At 41.1% G+C, this 15,795-nt stretch carries 13 protein-coding genes; 5 read left to right on the top strand and 8 right to left on the bottom strand.

Going from position 1 to position 15,795, the window contains the following annotated elements; all coding sequences use genetic code 11:
- Positions 1 to 141: 141 nt before the first annotated feature.
- The 3 genes from dprA (at position 142) to HYD_RS01790 (ending at position 3,296) form a co-directional block, all read left to right on the top strand.
- Complete coding sequence (gene dprA, locus HYD_RS01800; RefSeq protein WP_236865752.1) at positions 142 to 1,383, top strand: DNA-processing protein DprA; 1,242 nt, start codon at positions 142 to 144, stop codon at positions 1,381 to 1,383.
- Positions 1,384 to 1,622: 239 nt separating this feature from the next.
- Positions 1,623 to 2,642, top strand: a complete 1,020-nt coding sequence (locus tag HYD_RS01795) for an NAD(P)/FAD-dependent oxidoreductase (RefSeq protein WP_236865743.1) — start codon at positions 1,623 to 1,625, stop codon at positions 2,640 to 2,642.
- Positions 2,643 to 2,681: 39 nt separating this feature from the next.
- Positions 2,682 to 3,296 (top strand): RsmD family RNA methyltransferase, encoded by a 615-nt coding sequence (locus HYD_RS01790; RefSeq protein WP_236865741.1) that lies wholly within the window; start codon positions 2,682 to 2,684, stop codon positions 3,294 to 3,296.
- Between the two features lie 120 nt (positions 3,297 to 3,416).
- Here HYD_RS01790 and HYD_RS01785 read toward each other — a convergent pair whose 3' ends face one another.
- The 3 genes from HYD_RS01785 to HYD_RS01775 all read right to left on the bottom strand — a co-directional run bounded on the left by HYD_RS01785 (position 3,417) and on the right by HYD_RS01775 (position 6,696).
- Positions 3,417 to 4,730, bottom strand: coding sequence for a TrkH family potassium uptake protein (locus tag HYD_RS01785; RefSeq protein ID WP_236865803.1), 1,314 nt, complete (start codon positions 4,728 to 4,730; stop codon positions 3,417 to 3,419).
- Positions 4,731 to 4,874: 144 nt separating this feature from the next.
- The gene (locus HYD_RS01780; protein WP_236865738.1) at positions 4,875 to 5,447 is read right to left on the bottom strand and encodes a Maf family protein; all 573 of its coding nucleotides are present in this window, start codon (positions 5,445 to 5,447) and stop codon (positions 4,875 to 4,877) included.
- Positions 5,448 to 5,604: 157 nt separating this feature from the next.
- Positions 5,605 to 6,696 carry a D-alanine--D-alanine ligase family protein gene (locus tag HYD_RS01775; protein ID WP_236865736.1) on the bottom strand — a complete coding sequence of 364 codons (1,092 nt, stop codon included), beginning with the start codon at positions 6,694 to 6,696 and terminating at the stop codon, positions 5,605 to 5,607.
- Positions 6,697 to 6,913: 217 nt separating this feature from the next.
- Between HYD_RS01775 and HYD_RS01770 the strand changes: the two genes are divergently transcribed.
- The gene (locus HYD_RS01770) at positions 6,914 to 8,275 is read left to right on the top strand and encodes a hypothetical protein (RefSeq protein WP_236865727.1); all 1,362 of its coding nucleotides are present in this window, start codon (positions 6,914 to 6,916) and stop codon (positions 8,273 to 8,275) included.
- A 36-nt stretch (positions 8,276 to 8,311) separates the two neighbouring features.
- On the opposite strand, the gene HYD_RS01765 is transcribed toward HYD_RS01770, so the two are convergent.
- The 5 genes from HYD_RS01765 to HYD_RS01745 all read right to left on the bottom strand — a co-directional run bounded on the left by HYD_RS01765 (position 8,312) and on the right by HYD_RS01745 (position 14,460).
- A complete protein-coding gene (locus HYD_RS01765; RefSeq protein ID WP_236865725.1) occupies positions 8,312 to 9,502 on the bottom strand; it encodes an aspartate kinase in 1,191 nt (396 codons plus the stop codon).
- Between the two features lie 112 nt (positions 9,503 to 9,614).
- Complete coding sequence (locus HYD_RS01760; protein WP_236865723.1) at positions 9,615 to 10,928, bottom strand: MFS transporter; 1,314 nt, start codon at positions 10,926 to 10,928, stop codon at positions 9,615 to 9,617.
- Positions 10,929 to 11,054: 126 nt separating this feature from the next.
- Positions 11,055 to 11,813, bottom strand: a complete 759-nt coding sequence (locus HYD_RS01755) for a hypothetical protein (protein ID WP_236865721.1) — start codon at positions 11,811 to 11,813, stop codon at positions 11,055 to 11,057.
- A 144-nt stretch (positions 11,814 to 11,957) separates the two neighbouring features.
- On the bottom strand, positions 11,958 to 12,614 hold the full coding sequence (locus tag HYD_RS01750; protein WP_236865719.1) for a hypothetical protein: 657 nt from the start codon (positions 12,612 to 12,614) through the stop codon (positions 11,958 to 11,960).
- 211 nt (positions 12,615 to 12,825) lie between these two features.
- Complete coding sequence (locus HYD_RS01745) at positions 12,826 to 14,460, bottom strand: hypothetical protein (protein ID WP_236865718.1); 1,635 nt, start codon at positions 14,458 to 14,460, stop codon at positions 12,826 to 12,828.
- 226 nt (positions 14,461 to 14,686) lie between these two features.
- On the opposite strand from HYD_RS01745, the gene HYD_RS01740 reads away from it, so the two are divergent.
- Complete coding sequence (locus HYD_RS01740; RefSeq protein WP_236865716.1) at positions 14,687 to 15,643, top strand: LysR family transcriptional regulator; 957 nt, start codon at positions 14,687 to 14,689, stop codon at positions 15,641 to 15,643.
- Positions 15,644 to 15,795: the final 152 nt, after the last annotated feature.

The raw sequence follows: 15,795 nt of genomic DNA, 5'->3' as shown, positions 1-15,795 counted from the left end.
ATCTTTGAGAAGTGCGGCAATAGTAGGGCCTTGATGTGGTTTTTATATAGGTTAGTCGCTTGCCGCATCTCATCCGCTCATAAACATTAAGTTCTTTTAAAATGGTTAAAATGTTGGTATAACTCGTACGGGTGTTGATTGTTGTCTGCTTCGTGTGCTATGGAAATCGCTGGACGGATTGCTGGTGGGTTGCGCTGTGTGGAGCAATCTTACGATGAGAAAATTGACTGGATACGGCTTGCTCGTTCGGAAAATGTTGGGCCTATTTCATTTTTTCATCTTCTAAGAAGATACGGAAGTGCTAGAGAGGCTTTAGATCGACTTCCTAGCGTTGCTAGGCGGTCTAGAGGATCGCTCAGAATTCCATCTATCTCCGATGCAGAACGAGAGTATGAGGCGCACGCTTCTAAGGGCTTTAAGATCATATCTTATGTCGATACTGAATACCCAGATGCTTTGCGCAATATCCCAGATTCTCCGCCGATCATAAGCGTGAGAGGGAGGACAGAGCTTTTCTCTGGGGCATGCGTTGCAATTGTTGGTTCGAGGGGAGCTTCATGTGCTGGCAAACAGATGGCGGATATGTTGGCGCGCAGGTTATCTGCAAAAAAATTCGTCATAGTATCTGGGCTTGCTCGTGGGATAGATATGTGTGCGCATAAGGGGTCTGTCGACTATGGAACAGTTGCAGTTCTTGCTGGAGGAGTTGACGTTGTATACCCTCCAGAGAATCGGGATCTATACAATGAAATTGCTGAGAAGGGGGCCGTCATATCAGAAGCGCCAATAGGAACTCAGGTTAGCGCTACGCTTTTTCCTCGCCGCAACAGAATTATCTCTGGGATATCGTGGGGCGTTGTGGTTGTTGAAGCAGGCCTTAAATCTGGGTCGCTTATAACTGTTAAATATGCGCTCGAGCAGGGAAGGCAGGTGTTCGCTGTTCCTGGTCATCCTCTTGACGCTAGAAGTCGCGGTGTTAATAGCTTGATAAAGGACGGAGCAAAGGTTGTAGAGGATGTTAGCGATATAATAGAAGAGTATAAAGAATTGTTCGGATATAAGGGAGGATTTAGTCTTGCCGAAGATTCAGAAGAATTTGGAGTATTCTCTGAGGATTCGGCCGACATGAGAGCTCGTATATGCGGGTGCAGAGAAAATCCTCAGCAGATGCTTCCTTTAAAAGACGATAGCGACGAGATTGCGATGGCGTGCGAGGCTCTTTTGAAAGAAATCTCGTCTGTATCCATTCCATTTAGTGATTTGCTTCATGTTGTTAGGATGTCTCCATCAGTTCTTCAGGCCGCACTTGTAGAGCTCGAAATAGACGGGCTTATAGTGCGCGAGCCAGGTGGATTTATAGCTCTTAACACGGCGGGCTCTTAATTGAGTGATCGAGCTGTAGGGATGCTGCTGTGTCATTGAAAGCGCGCCAAAATCAATTCAATATGAGAAAACAGTCTATTTATGAATTAACTTTTCTGCTTTAAGGGCCTTGTGTGGCGCGTTTTCTCGTTGAGGTGTAGAATGGGGCATAGTAGAAGTTAAAATTTGGCTAAAATCAAGTTCCTGCGTGGAAAACGTGGAAACTGTGGGGTTTGCGAGATAGTGATCGAGTTGTTTTTATGGAACTAGTTGATGTTGCTGTTATAGGCGCTGGACCTGTTGGTCTTTTTTCTGTGTTTTCATGTGGAATGATGGGGCTTAAATGCTGCGTCATAGAGTCCATGGACGAAGTTGGAGGACAATGTTCTGAGCTGTATCCGGAAAAACCTATATGCAATCTTCCTGGGCATCAGTCTATATTAGCGAAAGATCTTATAGTCTCTGTAAAAGGTCAGATTGCTCAGTTTAGCCCAATTTTTGTCACTGGACAAAGGGCCGTTTCGCTTGAGCGAGACGAAGCTGGCGAAAGGTTTATAATAACGGCTAGCAATGGAGCCATCGTTTCAGCGATGTCTGTGATAATAGCGGTTGGGGCTGGAGCTTTTTCGCCGAGAAAACTTCCTGCTGAGGGCGCTTGTAAACTGGAGGGTAAGTCGCTGTTTTACTCCATAAAGGATAAGAAAAAATTTAATGGAAAAAGAATTGTTGTAATAGGCGGAGGAGATCCGGTTGTTGATTGGTCTATCGCTCTTTCACATATAGCAAGTAGAGTTTCTGTTGTGCACAGAAGGGATACGTTCAGAGCATATCAAGGCAATATAGCGCGCATGAATGACCTCGTGGGACGCGGGAAAATATCTGTATACACACCGTTTAGCGTTAAAGAAATGTTTTATGATGACGAAGCTCTCTCCACGAAGATTATTTTAAGTAGAGCTGGCATAGTGGGCGAAGGAGGTTCTTCTTGTAATACCATTGCTATAGAAACAGATTATGCGTTGGCATTTTTGGGGTCTGAATCAGATATGGGAGAAATCAAAAATTGGGGGCTGTCTATGCAGAGGAATAAGATAGAGGTTAGTCAAGCTACGTGCGAGACAAATGTTTCTGGAGTATATGCTGTGGGAGACTGCGCTCTATATGATAATAAGCTTACATTATTGATGACTGGATTTTGCGAATCTATACAGGCTGCATACAGCATAAGCAAAAAGATTAGGCCGGATACATCTTCTAAAAAAGCGTGTTTTTTTTCATAGTTGTTGCGGTTTTTGATTTGTTTTTAATAGGTAGGTGAAATGAGAATAGGAATAATAGCAGGCAAATATGGCGGGAAAAAGGTCCTTGCTAAGCAGAGCGCCGATGTGCGGCCAACATCTTGCAGAACCAGAGAGACGGCGTTTAACGTTTTAGTGCACAGATTTTTGGTTGAGAGGATAGGCCTTAGCGCTGGTGAGCAGTTGAAGGGGCTTATGGTGGCGGATTTATTCGCTGGAACTGGTGGATATGGGTTTGAGGCTTTGTCTAGGGGGGCGGAGAGCGTTTCTTTTGTTGAAGCATCTCCTCAGTGCTGCGAACAAATCTGTTTAGCTGGGCGGGGAGTTTGCGGTGACGAAGAGTATGAGAAAAGGGTCCGCGTATGGCAAAGCCGACTTCCAGAGTTGCCCATATTTGACGGGCAATTGGACCTGGTGTTTGTTGATCCTCCATACAAAAATATAGATGTAGTAGAACGGCTTGCGCACAATTTTATGAGGGCTTCTGTTTTATCTGCCTCAGCAATTGTTGTCGTAGAGCACGATTTTGCAAGACAGCTTCCGTGCGATGGTAGGTATGGCACACTTGAGGTCTGTTTCCAAAAAAAAGCTCAGCGCTCTATGTTATCGTTTTTTACGTTTAAAGGAAAATTTTGATACCTTGATGTCCCATAGAGTCTTCGAAGCATAGATGAAAGTGTGGCGTTGCTGTTGTAGCGGCGCTTTCGGTTATCAAATATGGACTCGTTTTCTTTGGCTATGTTCATTTGAAATTTTTTACCTACGCCAAAATGGCATCATGCACACCACAACGAATGTTACAAACTCAAATCGTCCCATGAGCATTGCTATCACGCATATCCATTTTGCTTCCGTGCAAAGAGTTTGCAGGTGCTCTGCATATTCTCCCATAAATGTTCCGCAGTTTGATGTTAGGGTTGCGCTTAGTGAAAAGCTATACCATATTCCGCTTCCATAACACACTAGGCCGAATGCTACTGCTAGCAACCCAGCAATATGCAGAAATACAGCCATAAGAATTCCAGAAAGTATAGATTCTGTGACTTCTGTTCGATTATATAATGTTGGGAATATTCCGAACGGCTTTAGAAGCTGTAGCAGTTGGTTTTTTGTCAGGCGATATATTATTTGTATTCTGAAAATTTTTATGCCTCCCGTGGTAGATCCAGAGCATCCACCTAAAACGCTTAGTATCAGCAGCAAGAATTGCAGCACATTATCGTATCGATAGCTTATGTTGAATCCCGTAGTAGTAATCGTTGATATAACCAAAAATAAAGAGCTGCTTGCGGGAGTTTGGTCTGTCCCCCATAGTTGAAAAAATACAATTACAGCGGCTATAGAAATTATAAGGTAGAAGCATTTTGTCTGCTCGTCTTTGAGGTATGCGAACCAATCTCCCTGAAATGTTTTTATGAAAAGCATAAGGGTGGACCCTCCAACCAGCATTCCAAGAGACAGAACTATTTTGCTATATGGGCTCAGCATATCCGCTGTTTGGTCAGCTATAGCTCCACCTCCTGTTGATATTGCAGACATAGAATAGTGGAGAGAGTCCATAAAGGACATACTTCCAGCCCACAATAAAATCGTCAGCACAACAGTGAATCCAGCATAGATAAACAGTAATGCCTTAGCTATCTGCGATGCGTAGGGCATGATTTTTTCTGATCGATCAGAAAACTCTGTAAACATAAGCTGAGTGCCTCCTATTTTCATCGCAGGGAATAGCGTCATAACCATTAAGATAAGACCAAATCCACCAACCCACTGCAGCAAATTTTTCCACATACGCACGCTAGTGAGAGAATAGTCTGCTGTTGGAACAACTGATAATCCTGTGGCCGTTAGGTTTGAAACAGACTCGAACATGGAATCTGTGAAGCTTGCTTCTGGCATGAGCAAAAAAAACGGTAGACACGAAAGAAGAGAAATAGAGGCCCACGATACTATCGTCAGCACAAATCCTTCGCGTTGTTTAAGCTGTGTATTATCGTTGTCCTTAAAATACGCTATTAAACCGGCGCTTAATATTATGAATATTGAAAAAGTGAGCGTGAACGAAACCATGGATTTTTCTGACAGAAAAAATGCTATAAAGCTGCATATAGCTGCGCAGGCGCCAACTATCAGGTAAATCCATCCGAGAGAAAATAGTATAGGCTGCCAATTGAGCTTTTTAGATGCGGTGAGTTTTCGGCTGTCGAACACGATCTATCCCTTTATCACCCCTGCTCCGCATAGCATCTGGTACACATCGAACACAGGCAGTCCTTGTATGTTAGTTTCTAATCCGTTGATACTTTTGATAAACCTTGCCGCTATTCCTTGTGATTTATATACCGCGACACCTTCCCACTCTCGGCTATCAACGAATTCTTTCTTTTCCATATCGCTTATTCTCTTGAAAACAACAACCGTGTCTCGAACTCTTTTTATAATTTTTCCATTTGGAAGAGCGATTGATATTCCAGTGTATACCCTGTGTCTGCGACCAGACAGCAGAGTCATTTGTGAAAAAGCTTCTTCTTCTGACAGAGCTTTTCTCAATATTCTGCGTCCAACTGCAACGACTGTATCAAACCCTAGCACATAAGCGCCATTCATTCTTTCCGCTATGGATTTTGCCTTTCCAACTGCGACGCGAAGCACATAGTCTTTTGCTCTCTCTCCACTCATTGTTGACTCGTCAATATCCGCAGGGGCTACTATGAAATCGTCATATACCAACCTGAGGAGACGCTCCCTCGCATTCGAGCTCGAAGCAAGCACAACAAGGTATTTCATACACAAAAGACTACATAAAAAACACATAAACCGGTTATGGAGGATACAGCAAATATGGATAGTTGTAAAACGATAGAGAAAACAACTGAAGGCGAAGGACCTATGGCGCACGAATAACAATGATTGTGCTGTACCATAGGTGCAGAATTACGCACTATCATGCTGCGGCGCTTTTGCTCTTTCGTGTGGAGCTGTTAGATATCGCGTTTTCTATCATAGTGTCTATAAGTTCTTCGCCGCAAAGCCCAGAGTGTTCCCAAAGTTTCGGGTACATGCTGATAGATGTGAACCCTGGTATTGTGTTTATCTCGTTCACATATATGCGGTCATCGTCTGTAACAAAAAAATCTACTCTAGCCATTCCGTTGCATCCGAGCGCTATGAAAGAGGACTTGGCTGTTTCTATTACGCGGTTTTTCACCTCGTCTCTTAGTATTGCTGGAACAACGAGTTTTGCTCCGTCTGGGTCTATATACTTTGCCTCGTAAGAGTAGAAATCGTGACGAGGAATAATTTCTCCAACTGCTGCCGCAACCCGTACCTCTTGGCCGCTTAGAACAGAAACTTCTATCTCTCTTGCTTCAAGGGCGGGTTCTATGAGCAACTTACGTCCATTAGCAAAAGCGGTTTCTATGGCTTTATGATACTCCGAAGAACAAATCACTTTGCTTACGCCAATTGATGATCCTGACGAAGATGGTTTGATGATAAGATTGCTTGTTTTCAACCTTTCTGTAACAGAGCTATAAGAAGGGACGGTTTCGTGCTGTCCGTTTACGCTGATGAAAGGGACTACGCTAATTCCCGATTGCCCTAGAATTTGTTTTGAAAATATTTTGTCCATGCAGACAGCAGAGGAATACACGTCGCAGCCAACATATGGGACTCCGACTATTTCGCAAAATCCTTGTATCGCTCCGTCTTCTCCTGTGGCTCCGTGTATAATTGGAAACACAACGTCTATTGGAATGTTTTTGTTTGCGTCTTCAAATATAAGGGTTGGATTCCCATATTTTCTTGCAAATATTACATTATCTGGAGACGACGAATTAAAGCAAGAACCAGCAAAATTTTGTTCAATCAAGTCTTTCAAATGGATATGATGCCACGCGCCATCTTTTCCTATAACAACTGCAGCAACATCAAACCGATTTTTGTTTATTGCTTGGGCCACAAATTTTGCAGACATTAAAGATACTTCATGCTCGGTCGATTTTCCGCCGCACAAAAGCAGCACGGTTCGTTTCATTTGTTGGTTCCGATAATACAAATCATTAACGAGACTAATATCACTTATTCAATTTCATTACAATAGTTTTTTAGAAAATAAAAGCACTAAACATTGGAATATAATCGTTGTTGTTATAAACAATTTATCAACGATTTTTTGGAAATTGCATAAAATTTTTATTGAATGTGTAATATATTGGTACAATTATACGATAAGCATAGTTTGTTTTTGAGGTATGAAAGATAAGTCTGATTTTGTTGATAGTGGATTTATGTTGAACTCTCTGGAAGTTGCTCGTTCCGGTTTTCTATTTAACGATTTTATAGATCTTATGATGCACCCGTTTTTGCGAGATAAAATGTTTGCTATGTGCCGAGCGGCATTTGAGCTTGAGACATTTTGTAAACGAAATTCTCTTGGTGTGCACTTTTTGGTGGAGGCAGAAGAGCTTTTGCTAAAACGTAGCGAATTTTCAGAGAAAGCTAGGGCGCTCAGAAGGTTTTTTGATATCCCTGCGAGATATATTGATCAGTGTAAAGAAGAGATTTTTACCGATGAACTGTTATTTAGCGCTTGGGCAAATAAACATAAACTTTTTCTAGATAAGGCGTTTAAAAATGAGGCCATTTCTTTCGCTGCTGAAAAATTTTATAAACAGGTTTTTTGTGAAGGCGGCAAGGTGATGAAGTTCCTTGAATTTGTTGAATCTGTGGAGAGCATGTCTGATATACGCTTTAATGGTTCAGATTTAGGTTTTTTGCGATCTTATGGCGAGATATGCCGGGTTTCCATGAAAAAGCCTTCTCCCCAGCCTTTTGCATCTTCTTTTTGCGTTATCAGCAGCGTTTCTGTTAGGGGAATAGATTTGTTGAGGCGAAATCCGTATGTGTTTTATGTATCTCGGGTGTTAGGTCTTTCTCCGAGCAATGGAATTGGAAGAAACATGGTGCTGAATTTGGCTGTCAACAGAGTGGCAAAGATGATTATGTGCGAACAATGGGGCGAAGGGAATTTTTCATGTTTTTCTGATTATGTAGAAAAAATATTTAAAGATTTTTTTGCTAGGGACAGAGATTTATTGTTTCTTCGAGAGGCTGCGAACAGTGTTATTAAAAGTTTGACTGAAAAAAAAACTCAAAGCGACTCGTTGGGGATACGCTATGTTTGTACAGACAGCGGTAACGTAATGGTCGATAAAGTGCGGCTAGGTTTGAACATATCGATAAAAGCTGGCTCAGCGATGCTTGCTTTTGACGAATCTAAAAAGTCTGTGTCAGTTGTAATTTTGTTATTTGGGCGCGCTCCTTCGTGGAAATCGATAGAGAATCTTGATTCATTTGGAGCTATTCTTGCGGCGTTTCCGGCTGTTGGCTCGATTTGCTCCTATGAATCGGTGTTTTTGGAGTTTTGGCTTTTTGAAAAAAGCGGAGAGCTTGTGGTTAGGCGGTATAAAAATGATGCTTTAGAGCTGATAGAAAATTCCATTGACTCGTTTTTTGTTTGGTTTGAAGAGATTTTAAAAAAACCGTATGTTTGTGGTGAGTTTCTTGAATACGAAAAACCGTTTTCTCAGCTTGCAAGGTCGTGTGAATGGTAGATGTGGTAATTTTTTCTATTAGTTAGTCGTGGTTTGCTATTGAAACACCTCATGAAGCTTGAGCATGCTATGCAAATCGTTCAGCGCAACTGCTAGGTATTTGTGTTCTACTATTATTCCTGTTATGAAGAGCGACCTGAAGCACCTCATAACTGGAACGTTGATTGCAAGGTTGTTTAGGCAAACGTTTTTGGTTATTAGACTGTTTGTGCGGTTGTCTCCAACAAGAGCGATCAGCATTACCTCTTGTGAAGATGGAATGTTTGTCGTGCATTGAGAAATAGCGAACCTTACCTGAAGATTTTGGTCTGTCCATGTGAGAAACGATAGCTTTTTGTCCTGTGCATTAAAGTCTTTCCATATGGGCGACACACGTTCTTCTCGCAAAACGACGTCTATTTTCGCTGCGGTTCTGTCGTCTACGGAACTAATATCCCATTGTATTGCGCGTTTTTGTGTTATGCCGCACATGATTTTTCTTTTTTCGTTGCGAATTATTGTGCCAACAGAGGCGTCAGAAAATGTTGATAAAACTTGTATGGGGACGTTATGCTTCTGCGCCCATTTTACAGCGCCAGAATGTAGTACTTTTGCTCCATATTGTGACAAAGCTGCCATGTCGTCGTACGATAACACGTCAAATCTTTTAGCGCATTTAACCCACAGCGGATCTGCAGTGTATACTCCGTCGACGTCGGTATAGATTTTGCAAATATCTGCTCCGAGAGAGGCGGCCAGTGCTGTTGCTGTTAGGTCTGAACCTCCTCTTCCAAGAGTGGTTATTCTTCCGCGCTCGTCTACTCCCTGAAATCCAGCTACTACGGGGATTATTCCAGCTTCTATATCTTTCATAAGGTTAGCTTTGGAAACGGATAATATTTCTGCTTCTCCATAGGCGCTGTTTGTGAGGAGTGGAACCTGCCATCCCATCCAAGAGCGCGCTTTTACTCCTATTTTAGAAAGCGCTAGCGCCATAAGCCCAGCAGTCACTTGTTCACCAGATGAAATCACAGTGTCGCACTCGCTTCGTATGGATATATTGTTTTGATCTACGTCTGTTTCTGACGCAAAGCCCACCAACTGGTTTGTTACGCCAGCCATGGCTGAAATCACGACAACAGGTATGCTTCCGTCGTTAATGGCTCTCTTCACAACGTCAGCCGCTCTATGTATACAAGCTATATCAGCTACAGACGTCCCGCCAAATTTCTGTACGACAATTCTCATATAGCAAACTCATCACTAATACCAATCACAGACTATTATTACTCCCGCTGGTTTAAAAAATCCCCTAACAAACACTATCAGTAAAACGCCAAACCAGCAGAGCGAAAGCGGATTACAGCGGTTGTCCCGTACGGTCTTTCATCAATAGAGCCCCTAAAAACGCCATAGCTCCAGCAAACATGAGATATAACCCAGGAATCTCGAGGAAATCTGGATAGCTTTTCAAAAGCCACGTAACTATCTCTGGAGCGGTGCCGCCGAATATGGTCATGCTCAAATTATGTGCAATTGAAATCCCAGAAAACCTGACCTTTGTAGGAAATTGTTCAGACAACACAGATGGAATGGGAGCATAGTTTATTCCTAATAAAACCGCAAATATTATCTGAGATATGAGCGCTATGTTCCAGCTTCCTGAAGAAAGTCCTTTAAAAAGAGGATAAGATAGGGCGAAAAATAACCCAGAGGCGAAAAGCAAAACAGGCCTCCTTCCTATCTTATCTATAGCCAACCCTGAAAGAGGTATCATAGCAGCAAACACAAGCATACTGACGGAGTTTATTATCGAAGCCTCAAGATATGAAAACCCAACAAAAGTCTGTAAATACGACATCACAAAAACCGTTATAAGAAAGAATCCAACAGATATCGTGAAATCTATAAGAATTATCGTTATAACAGACTTCCAATGGTCTCGGAAAAGCTCTTTAAAAAGAAACTCTTTCTTTTCAGACTCATTTTTTCGTGAATCGCTGAACGCTTTTGGATCGTCAAGGTAGGTTCTCATATATGCACCAACCATGCTGCCGAAGATGCTTATAACAAAAGGTATTCTCCATCCCCACAAGATAAGTTGTTCATGAGTGGTGACGCTGCTTATGAATGACGCCAAACTAGAGCCCACTATAAGCCCTATGACAACGCTCAAACAGGCGCAGCTTCCCCAAAATCCACGGCTCTTATCTGGAGAATTCTCGACAATAAACACCATAGATCCGGTAAACTCTCCCCCCATAGATAACCCTTGGAACAGGCGCAGCAGTATCAAAAGGAGCGCGGCCGACCACCCTATCTGGTCATACGACGGCAAAAGCCCCATAATTGTAGTTGGAACCGCCATGAAGTATATGGACCACATTAAAGCCTTCTTGCGCCCAATCCTGTCGCCTATATAACCAAATACAAATGCTCCAAGCGGACGCATCACGAACCCCGCAACGAATATGCCATAGCTTTTCAGGAGAGCGGTAACATTATCAGAAGACGGAAAAAATTGCTGCGCTATTATCGTTGCGAAATACCCGAATAGTATAAAGTCATACCACTCAAGCGCGTTACCGATCATGCATGAGCTAACAACAGACCTTATTTTGCTTTCAGAATTAGAACATCCTCCGGAGCACGTAGGCTTAGCAGACGCAGCCATATAAATCACCCAAAATTCATATTTTTAATACTTATATATTATTCGCAAAAAATATACAACATGACAACATGGCATTAAGGGGCCGTGTTATATAGGCGTGAGTGAGTCGGGGGGCGTGGTGGGATGTTATTTTTTTTGGTTACGATAATGATAGTGCGAGATTCTATATTGCTTGGATGGGACTATATTTTTACTGTATTTAGGCCCCATCATATTTTCCTGAGAATATTCAGAGTCTGAGCCAAGGCTGATTTTTGACTGGTCGTTTTGGTGCTGTTGTAGATTTTGTTGATTGTTAAATCGAGCATTTGGTGTGTGAAATCGAGCATTTGGTGTGTGAAATCGATTAAGTCGTGAATTTAAAGAGGTTCCTATAACAGATAATTTTTTGGGTTGTTTATACTGCGCATTTAAAACCGGATATAATGCGGGGTCTAATCGGTATAATGGAGTATATTTTGATTGACTTAGTAAAATTTTGGGTACATTTGGAGTTTGCGACCTACTTTGATTCAATTCTTGAAGATTTGCATTGTTGAATAGAGCTACGTTGTCTTGGTTGCCAAAAAAAGAGCGTTGTTTTTTTGGTGTATTAGCAGGAGCTTTATATTGTTGTTTATGAACTCCCCCAAATCTTGGAGTTGGAGGTTGATTTGTGTCTTCTTTATTTTTGATATATAGGTTAAGCCCTCCAGCAATGTTTTTAGCGGCTTGTTGTGGCAATATGCCGCGTCCATAGATAGAAAGATTCATTCGTTTTTGTCCGCCATACTCTTTTGGTTGGGTAGACTTGCTTCTATTCTTAGGCGCAGAATAACCATAGTTGTTTATAAAAAAGCTTGCGTATAATATGGCGCATATGTGATAAAATGAAGATTTGCTCATGATATAGTGTAAATTGGTTGATTATAAAATTTATTTTAAATAAATTTAATTTAAATTTTGTTTACAAAAAAGAATGCGGCCCAGATGCGCTTATATATACTACATTTTGCATTGAGCTGCGCTAGAAAAGGTTGGTTTCAGCCATTAAAAAAGCAAGTCATCTAGGTTTTGTTTGGAATTATTTTTTGAAAAACTGCTTAAGTCATAGATGGAGGCTTTTGTCTCGGCATCGTCAATGGGGACGCCTTCTTCTGCCATTAAATGTGCTTTTCTTAATATGTCTCTCGAATAATTTTGCAAGTCTATATTTTCAAACCAAGCTGCATCAGTCATTTTTTCCATATAGCTCTTTAAATTATTCGTCGAATTGGAAAGATTAATATTCCCCATCTCTCGAAATTTTTCTTCTAGCCAAGGAAGCGCGCGACAAACATCTTTTTTTAAAGTCAAGAGCTCTTGGATTTTTTCTGGACCAAGATACGAGAGATAATAGTCCATTTCTGGGCTTTGCTGCGGGAGCAATTTATTTTGCGAATCAATCTTTATAAATAATTTAGTACTTTGGTCTGCGGGGCGCTTATAATATTTGGTGTTGGGTAGATTTGTTACTTTTTGCCATTTATTTTGCGAATTAATCTGACCGGAGCATTTAATATTTTGCGAAACTGAGCGATGGCGGGGTTTAATGCTCGATGTGTTTGCTCGATTAGAATGTTTGATTAAAGGCTTTGGGCCTGCAAATGTATTCTGTGCTACCGCAAGCAAAGTGCACCAAAAAAATAAAGTGGTTAGTTTGTTCATTTTTGTGTTCCGCAAGAAAACCCATTAGTATATTTTATGCGCGCTCGCGACATAGTCAATAATTTTTTATTAATTTTTGTGCGAAATGTTTATTAATTATTCTAAGGAACTATAAAATATGGATTACAAAAGGCCACATCTTCTCAATAGTTTGAAGATGTGGCTGTGGCTTGGTGCACTATGCGGTTATTCTATTATTTTTTCAATAAATTTAGTTTGGATATATGGTGGGTTTTTTTCTTTTGCTGTTTTTATCTGAGTGGCGCATTGTTTTTCTAACAGACTTGCTGCGCACTCGATGGTCTCTTTCAGACGTTCCGTCATGCCTATAGTTTATGTTGAGTTTTCTCTCATGTGCGACCTTTTCACTTTCGGCTGGAGAGGTTTGTTTTTGCTGTGTAGGCTTTATAGCTGTCAGCTTACTTCGTTCTGCCTTACTTGTAATTTTTTTTGCCATTTCAGCTTGGGTGGTTGTTTGGGTTGAGCTTGTTTTATAGTTTAGGGTTTTTGGTTTTGAGAAAGATACCGTTTTGGTGGTGCGTTGTTGTGCGACATTATTTTCTGCTCCTTGAGCTTTGTTTGAATCTCTGTTTTCGTTTGTTTTTGTGAGAGTGCTGCTTTTGACGATATTTGTGATGGCAATTGGTTCAGGTGCGGATTGCGCGAGAATAGCGTGGGCGCGGCCTGCTTCAAGGGCGTGGTTTTTTGCGTATTTTTTCTCTTCATGATTTTTTTTGCCTGCATCATTCTCTTGTTTAAAGTCTCTCTTGTTTTCTGGTTTTTTCATTGGGGGTCCGAAATTTTTTACCGATTTTTTATTTTCTTCGCCACCTTTATTTTTGATGCGCTCCTCTAAATCTTTTTTTCTTGCTTGCTCTACATCTGGATTTTTCTCGTTTTCTGGAGAACTTTTCCCACTAGATGAGACGGACGGTCGGTTTACCAGTTTGCTCTCTGGTTGCTTTGTGGAAATGTGAGCGCTCTCCTCTTTTTTTTCGTCTTTGTTGTTTTTGTTTTCATCATTTTTAGTTGCTGCGACCATAGAATCACTCATTATTAGGGCATGCTGAGTATTGTTATTTACGGTATTGGCCTCAGGCTTTATGCTGTTAGATAATTTGCTGCCTTGTTTATTTTCACTAGACTTCAATAAACTTTTTGCTGCTATTTCTTTTTGAGAATCAGGCTTTTTATATTCTATCGAGTGGTTTTGAGCTTTTTCAGCGCCGCCTGCTAGCGAGTTGGAAAAGCTAGGCTCGTCATTTTTCATAATTGAAAGAGAGAGCTTTGATTGGTTCAGGTCGTTGCTATGATCTTTTGACAGGTCAAGTAGGGAAGGCTTTCCAGAAGATTTTAAGTCTCTTTTAGACTCTTTGTCTTGTATTATTTCAAATGAATCTATATTATTAATTAATTCTAGTTCGCTTTCAGAGCTGTTTTTCCTGCTTATGCTGGGTGAGTTTTTGCTTTGCTTTGAGGCCCCCAACAGCTCAAAAGAGCTTTGCGAGCTGTTTAGTTTGAAGTTGCTTTTTTTGCTCAAATTATGTTTTTCAAGGATCGAGTTGTTAGGTGAGTTGCCCTGGCTCTCAGTATAGTATGACTTTATATGGCTTTTTCCTACGCTAGAGCCTCGTTCTTTCGATCGAGCGCTTTCTTTTTTGCTTGATCTGTCTTTTCGTTCTTTTATTGACCTGTTTGATCTGTCCGAGTTTGACGTTTTGCTTTTGTTTCCTGTACTGACCACAGATCCTGCGGAGGCGAGGGTCGATGCGTATGCGTTAGCGAAAAGCAATGAAACCAGCAGTGCCTTTCTAAAAATCTGTGTGCGGGTTTTAGTTTTATTCACTCTCTTTTCCTTTTTAATAAAAATTTATGTTTATATATTATCAACAATTGGTTAACAAACGCTTAAAAAAGAATTAACCCATAAAATTTTAGTATTTTTTATATAAAAATTTGTGTTATATTAACAATGAGAGAAATAGGTTTTTGGCGGTCGATTATAGACATCTTGTTGGAAAATATGCAAAAATCGTATCGGTTAAATCTCTGGTGTACAGAAAGTTGTACTGATGAATATAAGCGCGCTTAAGGCTTTTGTTAAGTTAGCAGAAAACAATTGTGATTTTGGTATCCATAAAGAACTTGGTATTCCGAGGTCTAGTCTATGGACTTTCATTGATGACCTTGAAAAGCAAACAGGCTTAAAGTTTGTTATAAGGAGAAAGAGGCATAATATGTTCACGGAGGAGGCAGACCGGTTTCTTCCTTTTGCTGAACAGATAATCGGGCTTTTTGAGCAGGGGATAGAGGAGTCACTGAACGCTGGAAGTAAGGAGCTCAGCGGAGAAATTTTAATATCGACTACGTGTGCCGTGGCCAGCACTATTTTGATGCCGTGTATACGTATTTTTAGACAGACTCATCGCTGCGTCAACGTCAAAGTAATTGCTAGTGACTATGTAATGAGCTCTACAGAGTGGATGGCAGATATTTTGCTGAGGCCTATGGAACCTAAAGACTATTTGGAGAGGCGCTGGCATTTTACGTATGACTTTGCTTTGTTTGCTAGCGCTGAATATCTCGAAAAATTTGGGATACCAGAAACTGGGAAAGATTTATTAAATCATTCGATAATAGGATACGGAGAGCATCCTTTTAGCTATGTTTCGGATATAGACTGGCATTTGAAGGGGCGCTGGGCGGGCCTTCCAAAGCTAACTCCAAGCGTTACCATAAATTCGACCCATTCAACGTATCTAGCTGCTGCTGAAGGGGTTGGAATCTGCTCTGCTACCACTAATGCGAATTTGTTTTATAAAGGAAAACTTATACGTATACTTCCGCATATAGATGGACCTTCTGTAAAGTCGCATTTCTGTATACGGAGAAAGATGGGAGCTAAAGTTAGAAAATTAGTGGATGTTTTTCAAGAGTTTTTCGAAAATTACCTTATAGGTGAGCTAGGGGTGTCTCTTGATAGGGATGATATGGATAAGGCTGGGGAGGAGCCAAAAAACGCTGCATAACGGCATTGGCTGTGCTTTGGCAATACCCTTAGGTATATGTGGTTTAATAAAGCTCGAAGTATTGAGTGTATTGCAAAAGTATATTTGAGACGCAAAAAATTTCTGTGACTGATTTTTGTGCTGCGGAGGCGTTTTTAGATAATGGGGTTGTT

The organism is Candidatus Hydrogenosomobacter endosymbioticus (assembly GCF_021654655.1).
Taxonomy (GTDB): domain Bacteria; phylum Pseudomonadota; class Alphaproteobacteria; order Holosporales; family GW7; genus Hydrogenosomobacter; species Hydrogenosomobacter endosymbioticus.
This window is presented reverse-complemented; position numbering and strand designations above follow the sequence as displayed.